Source organism: Enterococcus sp. UD-01, from assembly GCF_044909655.1.
Taxonomy (GTDB): Bacteria; Bacillota; Bacilli; order Lactobacillales; family Enterococcaceae; genus Enterococcus_L.
The window spans coordinates 1-10,566 of sequence record NZ_JBIYEU010000030.1 but is presented as its reverse complement, the minus strand read 5'-3'; the positions used below and the strand labels follow the sequence as shown (position 1 = coordinate 10,566).

Here is a 10,566-nt window from a genome sequence, read left to right as displayed (position 1 = left end):
GAGTGATCACCGTACCGGTTCGATTCCGGTCCTCGGCATTACTTTGACGCACTCGATGTGGAGAAGTAGAAAGCAGATGGCAACATCTGATGTGTAGATCCTTGTTTTAAGCACCCATAGCTCAACTGGATAGAGTGTTTGACTACGAATCAAAAGGTTAGGGGTTCGACTCCCTTTGGGTGCATTTTCAAATACGGGAAGTAGCTCAGCTTGGTAGAGCACTTGGTTTGGGACCAAGGGGTCGCAGGTTCGAATCCTGTCTTCCCGATTTGTTTTTAATTTAGGGGCCTTAGCTCAGCTGGGAGAGCGCCTGCTTTGCACGCAGGAGGTCAGCGGTTCGATCCCGCTAGGCTCCATTAGTTTCATTTATATATTCGCGGTGTAGCTCAGCTGGCTAGAGCGTCCGGTTCATACCCGGGAGGTCGGGGGTTCGATCCCCTCCGCCGCGATTCATTTTAGAACCAGTCTGGACCTTTAGCTCAGTTGGTTAGAGCAGACGGCTCATAACCGTCCGGTCGTAGGTTCGAGTCCTACAAGGTCCATTGTAGTGACGAATGTTATTTTTATTATTACGGAGGATTACCCAAGTCCGGCTGAAGGGAACGGTCTTGAAAACCGTCAGGCGGGTAAAACCGTGCAAGGGTTCGAATCCCTTATCCTCCTTTGCTGAGAAACACTGCGATTGACTTTAGTCAGAGTAGATGTTGAACAGTACTTGGCGAACAAAGTGAGCGAAGTAACCTTACTAAAAACGTCAAACAGTCATCAACTAATTATAGTTGATTGAAAGAATTCTATAGAAATATAGAACTTATATTATCGCGGGGTGGAGCAGTCAGGTAGCTCGTCGGGCTCATAACCCGAAGGTCGTAGGTTCAAATCCTGCCCCCGCAATTGCTTGAAAAAGCAAAAAAGTTACTAGCAATAGTAGCGGATGGTTTGGTAGTTCAGCTGGTTAGAATGCCTGCCTGTCACGCAGGAGGTCGCGGGTTCGAGTCCCGTCCAGACCGTCGCTTCATTTTGCGGGTGTAGTTTAGTGGTAAAACCACAGCCTTCCAAGCTGTTGTCGCGAGTTCGATTCTCGTCACCCGCTTTATGGGCCTATAGCTCAGCTGGTTAGAGCGCACGCCTGATAAGCGTGAGGTCGATGGTTCGAGTCCATTTAGGCCCATTATTTTTACTTTATTTCTTGGGGAAGTACTCAAGTGGCTGAAGAGGCGCCCCTGCTAAGGGTGTAGGTCGGGAAACCGGCGCGAGGGTTCAAATCCCTCCTTCTCCGTTCTTTTTAGGCCCGTTGGTCAAGCGGTTAAGACACCGCCCTTTCACGGCGGTAACACGGGTTCGATTCCCGTACGGGTCATGTTATTTTTATATTCATGGAGGATTACCCAAGTCCGGCTGAAGGGAACGGTCTTGAAAACCGTCAGGCGGGTAAAACCGTGCAAGGGTTCGAATCCCTTATCCTCCTTTGCTGAGAAACACTGCGATTGACTTTAGTCAGAGCAGATGTTGAACAGTACTTGGCGAACACAGTGAGCGAAGTGACCTTACTAAAAACGTCAAACAGTCATCAACTAACTATAGTTGATTGAAAAAATTCTATAGAAATATAGAACTTATATTATCGCGGGGTGGAGCAGTCAGGTAGCTCGTCGGGCTCATAACCCGAAGGTCGTAGGTTCAAATCCTGCCCCCGCAATTGCTTGAAAAAGCAAAAAAGTTACTAGCAATAGTAGCGGATGGTTTGGTAGTTCAGCTGGTTAGAATGCCTGCCTGTCACGCAGGAGGTCGCGGGTTCGAGTCCCGTCCAGACCGTTAACATAAGATATATTTTTGGCTCGGTAGCTCAGTTGGTAGAGCAATGGATTGAAGCTCCATGTGTCGGCAGTTCGATTCTGTCCCGCGCCATTTAAAAGAGAAAGCATGCGGGTGTAGTTTAGTGGTAAAACCACAGCCTTCCAAGCTGTTGTCGCGAGTTCGATTCTCGTCACCCGCTTTTCTTCTTTAAGGGCCTATAGCTCAGCTGGTTAGAGCGCACGCCTGATAAGCGTGAGGTCGATGGTTCGAGTCCATTTAGGCCCATAATTTTATAAGGCCCGTTGGTCAAGCGGTTAAGACACCGCCCTTTCACGGCGGTAACACGGGTTCGATTCCCGTACGGGTCATGATTAAACATTTAACATTTGTTAGATGTTTTTTTAAAATAAAAATCCAATGAAAACGTTGACAATTACTCTAGTTTGAGTTAATCTAAAAGTACATTATATAGCAATTGAATAAATGGATAGTGATTGTTTAATTTAACAAGCTAAACCTAATTTTTCCAATGGAGAGGAGTGTCTTCTTTTTTGGAAAGGTTGGGTTTTCTTTTTTATTAAACAGCTAAAGGAGTAAATATAAAGAAAGAAGGGAGTGAAAAAATGATTATTCAAAAAATTTTGAATAATAATGTTGTAATTACTTTAGATGAGAAAGAGCAAGAACAAATTGTTATGGGGCGTGGAATTGCTTTTAAAAGGAAAGTTGGTGAAGTGATTCAAGAAGATCAGATTGATCAAGTTTTTCGTTTGGCAAATCGAGATACTTCTCTAAAGTTTCAAGAGCTTTTGAGTGAACTTCCACTGGAAGTCATGCAGCTATCCGATGAAATTATCACGTATGCCAAAACGAAGCTGGGCAAAAAATTGAATGATACTATTTTTATTTCATTAACGGATCACCTGTATACTGCTTTGGAGAGAATCCGTCAAGGCATTAAAGTGAAAAATTTCCTATTATGGGATATTAAGCGTTTTTTCTGTGATGAATATTTTATTGGTACGAAGGCTTTGGAAATGGTCAAAGAAAAATTTGAGGTGCAGCTTCCTGATGATGAAGCAGGTTTTATCGCATTACACTTGGTGAATGCTGAAATGGATGAAGAGGTTGGCGATGTCTATGAACTGACTAAAATCATGCAAGAAATTACCAATATTGTAAAATATCATTTTAAAATCACTTTCAATGAGGAATCCGTATACTTTTATCGTTTTAGCACTCATTTAAAATTTTTTGCTTATCGTTTATTAAATCATAAAGAATTTCGGGATGAAGATGACGGTGAATTATATGAAGTGATTAAAAAGAAATACCACAATGCGTATACTTGTGTGAAGCGAATCTCTAATTTTTTACTGGAACAGTATCAGTATACTATTTCAAAAGAAGAAAAAATGTATTTAATTATTCATATTGCACGTGTTGTACAAACCAATAATTAGGGAATAAATCTTGCAGAAGATTTTTTATAAATAAGAAAAAGGAGGATCGAAGAACTGGAAATACCCTTTGGATAGTGACATTAAGTTGGCTAAACCTTCAAACTATTAACTTAAATTGAATTTGGAGGAACAAAAAATGGGAAAATATCGTGATTTAGCAGAAAAAATTGTAGACAATGTCGGCGGTAAGGAAAATATTAACAGTTTAACACACTGTATCACTCGTCTACGCTTTAAATTAAAAGATGAATCAAAAGCAAACGACGACATTTTGAAAAATATGGATGGCGTGGTTACTGTAATGAAGAGTGGCGGACAATACCAAGTTGTAATCGGAAATCATGTCCCTGCTGTCTATGATGATGTAGTCGTAATTGCTGGTATTTCAGCAGATTCTGAACAGGAATCGTCTGGCGGGAATCTATTTAATCGTTTAATTGATATTTTGAGCGGCTGTTTCCAACCATTCCTTGGTGCTTTAGCAGCAGCCGGTATGGTAAAAGGACTAAATGCCTTATTGGTTTTCTTAAAATTATATTCAGCTACTTCTGGAACTTATACGATGCTAAATGGTATCGGAGATGCAATTTTTTATTTCATGCCCGTAATTTTGGGATATACAGCTGCAAGAAAATTCAATTTGAATCCTATGGTAGGGATTGTCGTTGGAGCCGCGTTGTGTTATCCAACCGTTCAAGGGAGCGCATTACAGGCTGCATTTGAACAAACAGCTGGTGCGGGTGCCAATGCTCCTTACAACTTGTTCGGTCTAGCAGCGTATGATACGTTCTTAGGTATTCCTTGGGTAGGTGCAAGCTACACGAGTAGTGTGGTACCAATTATCTTTATTATTGCTTTTGCCGCTCAGGTTCAAAAGCTGTTTAAGAAGATTATTCCTGAAGTGGTACAAACGTTCTTAGTACCGTTTTTTGTATTACTAATCGCATTACCAATCGGATTTTTAGTTATTGGCCCAATCATCAGCATGTTAACTGATTTACTAAGCAGTGGTTTCCAAGCATTGATGGGCTTCTCACCTGCTTTATATGGAATTATCCTTGGTTTCTTCTGGCAAGTATTGGTTATTTTTGGTTTACACTGGAGTGTTGTACCGCTTGCAATTATGCAAATTACGCAAGAAGGTGCTAGCCAAGTATTAGTTGGTTCTTTCGGTGCGAGCTTTGCGCAAACAGCTGTTGTTATGGCGATGTTCTTCAAATTAAAAGATAAAAAAATGAAAGCTTTATGTCCGCCGGCAATTATTTCAGGGATCTTCGGGGTGACTGAGCCTGCTATTTACGGGATTACTTTACCTAAAAAAATGCCGTTTGTCTTTTCAATGATCGGTGGAGCCGTTGGTGGTTTATATCTAATGGTTAATCATGTAGTTGGATACACAATGGGTGGTTTAGGGATCTTCGGTGTGCTAAACTATATTAATGGCGATGATGCGAGCGGAATGATGCATTCATTCGTAGCAATTGCGATTTCAATGGTTATTGGTTTTGGTCTAACATTCTTCTTCTGGAAAGATGATGCAGTTGAAGAAACAACAGAAACTGAAAATAAAGCACAAAAAGCAATGAAGGAAGCTGTTTTGAGTCCTGTTAAAGGACGTGTATTGCCATTGAGTCAGGCAAGTGATCAAGCATTTGCTCAAGGTGCGCTAGGTAAAGGTGTCTTGATTGATCCAACAGAAGGTGTAGTTCGCGCTCCGTTTGACGGAACAGTGATGACTTTATTCCCAACGAAGCATGCGATTGGCTTAATTTCCGATCAAGGAATGGAGCTATTAATTCATATTGGTATGGATACAGTGCAGCTTGAAGGTAAAGGATTTGAAGCAAAAGTAGCCCAAGGCGACAAAGTGAAAAAAGGACAGGTACTAGTTACCTTTGATATTGAAGCAATCAAAGAAGCGGGCTACAGCGTAGAAACACCAGTTATTGTGACAAATACAGGCGATTATTTAGACATTATTGAAACACAGGACAAAGAAGTAACATCTAATGATACGCTGATTACAGCGTTAGCTTAAAAAGTGAGTACGAGAGAAAAAAGATTTTTATGTAGAAATCTTTTTTCTCGTTGACTATAAATTTAAATAAAGGTGGAATTTGGATATGGCATTTAGAAAAGATTTTTTATGGGGCGGCGCAACAGCAGCCAATCAATGTGAAGGCGGCTATAATGAAGGTGGCAGAGGTTTAGCTAACGTCGATTTGGCACCTGTTGGACCAGACCGTTTCCCAGTTATTACTGGAGAAAAGAAAATGTTTCATTTTGATGATGAACATTTTTATCCAGCTCAAAATGCGATTGACATGTATCATCGTTATAAAGAAGATATTGCCTTGTTTGGCGAAATGGGTTTTAAGACCTATCGTTTATCGATCGCTTGGAGCCGTATTTTCCCATTAGGGGATGAAACTGAGCCAAATGAAGAAGGCTTGAAATTCTATGAAGATTTATTCAAAGAATGCCGCAAGTATAATATTGAACCGCTTGTGACAATTACTCACTTTGATTGCCCGATGCATTTAGTGGAAAAATATGGTGCATGGCGCAGCCGTGAAATGGTCGGTTTCTATGAAAATCTATGTAATGTAATTTTCAACCGCTACAAAGGCTTAGTAAAATACTGGTTAACATTTAACGAAATTAACATGATTTTACATGCACCATTTATGGGCGCTGGCCTTTACTTTGAAGAAGGTGAAAATAAAGAACAGGTAAAATATCAAGCAGCGCATCATGAATTACTTGCTAGTGCCATTGCGACCAAGATCGCTCACGAAGTTGATCCTGAAAACCAAGTAGGTTGTATGCTGGCAGCAGGCGCTTACTATCCTTATACCTGTAAACCAGAGGATGTTTGGGCTTCAAGAAAAGCAGATCGTGAAAATTACTTCTTTATTGATGTTCAATCACGTGGCGAATATCCAGCGTATGCCTTGAAAGAATTAGAGCGTAAAGGAATTGAGTTGCCAATTGAAGAAGGAGATTTGGAATTATTAAAAGAGCATACCGTTGACTTTATTTCATTCTCTTATTACTCTTCACGTGTTCAATCAACTGATCCAGCAATTAACGAAAAAACAGCAGGAAACATCTTTGCTTCAGTGAAAAATCCGTATCTTGAAGCAAGTGAATGGGGCTGGCAGATTGATCCGCTTGGGTTACGTGTGACAATGAACGATTTATATGATCGTTACCAAAAACCTTTATTCATCGTAGAAAACGGCTTAGGTGCTGTGGATACACCGGATGAAAATGGCTATGTAGCAGATGATTATCGCATTGAGTATTTGGCAGCGCATATTCAAGCTATGAAGGATGCAGTCGAGCAAGATGGCGTTGATCTTTTAGGTTACACGACTTGGGGCTGTATTGACCTTGTTTCAGCTGGAACAGGCGAAATGAAAAAACGCTACGGCTTCATCTATGTTGACCGTGATAATGATGGCAACGGTACATTGAAACGTTCGAAGAAAAAATCATTTGACTGGTATAAAAAAGTAATTGCTACTAACGGTGAAGATTTAGCAAATGCTTAAAAGTAACAACTAGCGATAATAAAATGGGGACTGTGACAAAAAACGTCAGAGTCCCTTGTTCATTTATTTGTATTAAATATTAAAACGAAACAAATTCATACTAGTTTTGTGTATAATAGGAATAAAAGATAAAAGAGGAGAGAAAGGGAAGGTAGCTTATGGTAACAATTACTAATTTCCGTGATATTGGCGGCATCAAAAACACTGAAGGAAAAGTGGTCGCAAGAGAAGTATTTTTACGCTCCGGTGAATTATCGCAGCTGGCTAAAAAGGATGAACAGCGTTTAAAAGAGAACTATCGTTTAGGTAAAATTGTTGATTTAAGAAGCGATGCTGAAGTCTCTGAAAGACCAGATAAATCGGTGACGGATACGGAGTATATTCATATTGATATCTTAAAGGATATCCACGATGAAGGTGCCTCAATCAATGACTTTGTAAAAATCGGTTCACCTGAAAAATCAGCAGATTATATGGAAAAATTATATGCTGATATAGCGCTGAATCAAACTGCGCAAACCGGATATACAAACTTCTTTGATCAAATTCTTTCATTGAAGGAACGCGAAAGCCTATTATTTCACTGCTTTGCCGGGAAAGACCGTACAGGCATCGCCGCAGCATTAGTGTTGGAAACATTAGACGTTCCTAAAGAAGCGATCTACGCAGATTATATGCTGACAAACAAATTACGCAAAACAGAAAACGCGTTGCTGTTGGCACAAGCCAAAGAAAGCAATTTGCCTCCCGCTAATTTAAAGGCTCTTGAGGTTGCGTTGAATGTCGAAAGTCGTTATTTGGATAATTTTTATTGGGCAGTTGAAAAAAATTATGGAGACTGCAAAGCCTACTTGAAAGAAGCGCTCGGTATTGATAAAGAAAAAACAGAATTTATTAAACATCGATTTCTTTTAGATTAAAAGGAGCCTGTAAGATGAAATCGCATCAAGAATTATTAAAACGCTGCATTGAAATTTCCCGTAATGCCAGACTACACGGAAACACGCCATTTGGCGCCTTGCTGGTAGACAAAAATGGTCAAATTTTACTGGAGCAGGAAAATATTGAAATTACCGAAGGCATTTGTACCGGTCATGCAGAAACGACTTTAGCGGCCAGAGCTTCGCAAAAATACAGCAAAGAATTTTTGTGGGAGTGTACGCTTTATACAACGGCAGAGCCGTGTGCGATGTGTACAGGCAGCATTTACTGGAGTAATATCGGGACGATTGTCTACGCAATGACAGAGAAACGGCTCTTGGAATTAACTGGAAATAATGCTCAAAATCCTACCTTTGACTTACCTGCCGAAGAGATTCTGCGTCATGGTCAAAAAAAGATTCAAGTCATTGGTCCGTTTCCTGAAGTAGAAGCCGCTGCCGCAGTAGTCCATGAAGGCTATTGGCAATAAATGAAAGATACGAAAGCCGCCAAGCTTTTCTTGTCAGAGGCGAGAAAAGCTTGCTGTGGTTAATGATTGTAATCCTATCATTTAATTTCCCGATAAAAATTCAGAATTTTCAAAAAAAGATTGACTTATTTAACAGTAAACGCAATAATAGAAAACATCACTTAAAAATAAAAAGGAGTGGATGACCACTAATGATCATTAAGCCATCATTGCCGCAGGAGATGACAATTTTTTTTGATAAAGATAACCAACCGAATGAACAAGTTCAAATGGGCGTAATCGTACTGCAGCCAGGAGAAAAAAGACCACTGGAAGGTTATGCCAGACACGAACAGGATGAATATTCGTACGTCGTTTCTGGGGAAGCACATACGATTTTAGAAGACGGACAAGATCTTGTGGGCAAACCGGGAGATGCTCAGCTGATCGAAGCAGGTGAAGGACATATTAATTACAACGACGGTACTGAACCCGCAGTCGTTGTCTGGGTTTTAGTTGAACGTCAATAAAAAATGAACAATGAGGGAGTTAAGTATGAAAAAAATAATTCAAACGATAACACTGGCGGTCGCAGCTTTGATTTTTGCCGGCTGTACAAGCAATAAAAATGCCTCGGAGGAAAACCAAAAAACAGAGCCACTGAAATTAATGTCGCCATCAGAATTAACAACACTGAATACCTCAGTGATGCTGGATTTTCCTGATGCGATTGTTCAAACAGCTGCTTTTGAAGGCTTATATGCATTAGATGACAAGGACCAGCTGATTCCAGCTGTCGCGGAAGCAATGCCGGAGATTTCAGAAGATGGCAAGACGTATACGATTAAGCTAAGAGAAGAAGCAATCTGGAGCAATGATGATCCTGTCACAGCACAGGATTTTGAATATGCTTGGAAAAAAATGATTGATCCTAAAAACGGCTATGTATACAGCTTTTTAGTGAGGGATACGATTTTAAATGCGGAAGAAATTTCTGACGGTAAAAAAGCAGTGGATGAATTGGGCGTGAAAGCAATTGACGACCATACTCTAGAGGTTAAGCTAAAAGAAGCGAAGCCTTACTTTACTTCTGTTTTGGCTTTTCCAACCTTCTTCCCGCAAAATCAAAAGGTCGTGGAAGAATACGGTGCAGACTATGGCACCTCTGGCGACAAAACCGTCTATAATGGTCCATTTACCGTTGAAAATTGGGGGCAAACAGATTTAAGCTGGGATTTGAAGAAAAATGAAAAATATTGGGATCACGAAAATGTGAAATCTGATGAAATTCATTATGAAGTAGTTAAAGAAGCTTCTACCGCGTTGAATTTATTTGAAGATGGGCAATTAGACGTAGCGACAGTGACAGGAGAGCTGGCAAAGCAAAATCAAGGTAATCCGAACTATCATTCTTATCCCGCGGCTACGATGAACTATATTCGTTTGAACCAAAAGCGTAAGGGCAAAGATACACCGCTTAAAAATGAAAACCTGCGGAAAGCTTTAGCGCTTGGTATTGATAAGGAGAACTTAGTCAATAATATTATTGCAGATGGCTCTACGCCACTTTATGGGGCAATTACAGAAGGCTTTGTCAGCAATCCGGAAACCGGCGTTGACTTTAGAGAAGAAGCCGGTAACTTAATGATGTATGATAAAGATGAAGCCTTAAAATATTGGGAATTAGCTAAAAAAGAGCTGGGGGACAAGATTTCTCTGGACTTAATGGTTGTCGATGACGGTTCTTACAAGAAGATGGGTGAAAGTCTGCAGGGAAGCTTAACGAAGCTGTTTGATGGCTTAACAATTAACGTATCCGTATTACCGACGGAAACAGCCTTGAATTTGAGTCGAGACAGTGATTACGACATGTTCTTAATCTACTGGACTCCAGATTATCAGGATCCGATTTCCACATTGGGCATGCTGAAAACAGGCAACGACCGTAATTACAGTAATCCTAAGTTTGACAGCTTGTTAGACGATGCTTCTGTTAAATATGCGACTGATTTGAATAAACGCTGGGCAACACTGATTGCAGCTGAAAAAGAAGCGATTGAAACCACGGCGGGCATGATTATCATCAGCCAAAACCAGCAGTCTGTTTTACAAAATGAACAAGTGAAGGGCTTAAATTATCACACCTTCGCTGCACCATTAACCTTAAAAAATGTCTACAAAACAACAAAATAATTTAAAAAGAGGTCGGGACAGAAGCGTTTAGCCTCGAGAAATAAGAAGGAATTCACGAAAATTGTTCTTCAAATTTTTGTGAATTTCGGCTTATTTCCGAAGAGGCTGCTTCTGTTCCCGCCGTTTATTCGTGTTTAGAGTGTGAAGCAAAAGTGTTCTTTACTTT

Annotated in this window: 7 protein-coding genes and 19 tRNA genes; all 26 read left to right on the top strand. The window is 40.3% G+C overall.

The features are described from left to right. Positions 1 to 110: 110 nt before the first annotated feature. Positions 111 to 184, top strand: a tRNA-Arg gene (locus ABH902_RS15705). Between the two features lie 10 nt (positions 185 to 194). Then, a tRNA-Pro gene (locus ABH902_RS15700) sits at positions 195 to 268 on the top strand. Positions 269 to 283: 15 nt separating this feature from the next. After that, positions 284 to 356: transfer RNA gene (locus ABH902_RS15695), tRNA-Ala, on the top strand. A gap of 19 nt (positions 357 to 375) precedes the next feature. Continuing rightward, positions 376 to 449: transfer RNA gene (locus tag ABH902_RS15690), tRNA-Met, on the top strand. A gap of 19 nt (positions 450 to 468) precedes the next feature. Next, positions 469 to 542 (top strand) — tRNA-Ile (locus tag ABH902_RS15685). A 31-nt stretch (positions 543 to 573) separates the two neighbouring features. Beyond that, a tRNA-Ser gene (locus ABH902_RS15680) sits at positions 574 to 663 on the top strand. 157 nt (positions 664 to 820) lie between these two features. Next, positions 821 to 894 (top strand) — tRNA-Met (locus tag ABH902_RS15675). A gap of 42 nt (positions 895 to 936) precedes the next feature. Beyond that, positions 937 to 1,010 (top strand) — tRNA-Asp (locus tag ABH902_RS15670). A 12-nt stretch (positions 1,011 to 1,022) separates the two neighbouring features. Then, a tRNA-Gly gene (locus ABH902_RS15665) sits at positions 1,023 to 1,093 on the top strand. A 4-nt stretch (positions 1,094 to 1,097) separates the two neighbouring features. Then, positions 1,098 to 1,171 (top strand) — tRNA-Ile (locus ABH902_RS15660). A 20-nt stretch (positions 1,172 to 1,191) separates the two neighbouring features. Beyond that, a tRNA-Ser gene (locus tag ABH902_RS15655) sits at positions 1,192 to 1,279 on the top strand. 9 nt (positions 1,280 to 1,288) lie between these two features. Next, positions 1,289 to 1,360: transfer RNA gene (locus tag ABH902_RS15650), tRNA-Glu, on the top strand. Between the two features lie 18 nt (positions 1,361 to 1,378). Next, positions 1,379 to 1,468 (top strand) — tRNA-Ser (locus tag ABH902_RS15645). 157 nt (positions 1,469 to 1,625) lie between these two features. Further along, a tRNA-Met gene (locus ABH902_RS15640) sits at positions 1,626 to 1,699 on the top strand. Positions 1,700 to 1,741: 42 nt separating this feature from the next. Continuing rightward, positions 1,742 to 1,815 (top strand) — tRNA-Asp (locus ABH902_RS15635). A gap of 20 nt (positions 1,816 to 1,835) precedes the next feature. Further along, a tRNA-Phe gene (locus ABH902_RS15630) sits at positions 1,836 to 1,908 on the top strand. Positions 1,909 to 1,925: 17 nt separating this feature from the next. Then, a tRNA-Gly gene (locus tag ABH902_RS15625) sits at positions 1,926 to 1,996 on the top strand. A gap of 12 nt (positions 1,997 to 2,008) precedes the next feature. Then, positions 2,009 to 2,082: transfer RNA gene (locus tag ABH902_RS15620), tRNA-Ile, on the top strand. Positions 2,083 to 2,093: 11 nt separating this feature from the next. Continuing rightward, a tRNA-Glu gene (locus ABH902_RS15615) sits at positions 2,094 to 2,165 on the top strand. Positions 2,166 to 2,420: 255 nt separating this feature from the next. Then, positions 2,421 to 3,260 (top strand): BglG family transcription antiterminator LicT, encoded by an 840-nt coding sequence (gene licT, locus ABH902_RS15610; protein WP_404592329.1) that lies wholly within the window; start codon positions 2,421 to 2,423, stop codon positions 3,258 to 3,260. Positions 3,261 to 3,396: 136 nt separating this feature from the next. Then, on the top strand, positions 3,397 to 5,298 hold the full coding sequence (locus ABH902_RS15605; protein ID WP_404592327.1) for a beta-glucoside-specific PTS transporter subunit IIABC: 1,902 nt from the start codon (positions 3,397 to 3,399) through the stop codon (positions 5,296 to 5,298). A gap of 85 nt (positions 5,299 to 5,383) precedes the next feature. Further along, positions 5,384 to 6,817 (top strand): 6-phospho-beta-glucosidase, encoded by a 1,434-nt coding sequence (locus ABH902_RS15600; protein WP_404592324.1) that lies wholly within the window; start codon positions 5,384 to 5,386, stop codon positions 6,815 to 6,817. Between the two features lie 158 nt (positions 6,818 to 6,975). Continuing rightward, complete coding sequence (locus ABH902_RS15595; protein ID WP_404592322.1) at positions 6,976 to 7,737, top strand: tyrosine-protein phosphatase; 762 nt, start codon at positions 6,976 to 6,978, stop codon at positions 7,735 to 7,737. 14 nt (positions 7,738 to 7,751) lie between these two features. After that, complete coding sequence (locus ABH902_RS15590; RefSeq protein ID WP_404592321.1) at positions 7,752 to 8,228, top strand: nucleoside deaminase; 477 nt, start codon at positions 7,752 to 7,754, stop codon at positions 8,226 to 8,228. A gap of 191 nt (positions 8,229 to 8,419) precedes the next feature. Continuing rightward, positions 8,420 to 8,737: a cupin domain-containing protein gene (locus ABH902_RS15585; RefSeq protein WP_404592319.1), complete on the top strand. Its 318-nt coding sequence runs from the start codon at positions 8,420 to 8,422 to the stop codon at positions 8,735 to 8,737. 25 nt (positions 8,738 to 8,762) lie between these two features. Continuing rightward, positions 8,763 to 10,400 carry a peptide ABC transporter substrate-binding protein gene (locus tag ABH902_RS15580; RefSeq protein WP_404592317.1) on the top strand — a complete coding sequence of 546 codons (1,638 nt, stop codon included), beginning with the start codon at positions 8,763 to 8,765 and terminating at the stop codon, positions 10,398 to 10,400. Positions 10,401 to 10,566: the final 166 nt, after the last annotated feature.

Bases quoted from the DNA above. Each gene is read 5' to 3' on its own strand.
- licT (WP_404592329.1), top strand. From the start codon at position 2,421: ATGATTATTCAAAAAATTTTGAATAATAATGTTGTAATTACTTTAGAT.
- ABH902_RS15605 (WP_404592327.1), top strand. From the start codon at position 3,397: ATGGGAAAATATCGTGATTTAGCAGAAAAAATTGTAGACAATGTCGGC.
- ABH902_RS15600 (WP_404592324.1), top strand. From the start codon at position 5,384: ATGGCATTTAGAAAAGATTTTTTATGGGGCGGCGCAACAGCAGCCAAT.
- ABH902_RS15595 (WP_404592322.1), top strand. From the start codon at position 6,976: ATGGTAACAATTACTAATTTCCGTGATATTGGCGGCATCAAAAACACT.
- ABH902_RS15590 (WP_404592321.1), top strand. From the start codon at position 7,752: ATGAAATCGCATCAAGAATTATTAAAACGCTGCATTGAAATTTCCCGT.
- ABH902_RS15585 (WP_404592319.1), top strand. From the start codon at position 8,420: ATGATCATTAAGCCATCATTGCCGCAGGAGATGACAATTTTTTTTGAT.
- ABH902_RS15580 (WP_404592317.1), top strand. From the start codon at position 8,763: ATGAAAAAAATAATTCAAACGATAACACTGGCGGTCGCAGCTTTGATT.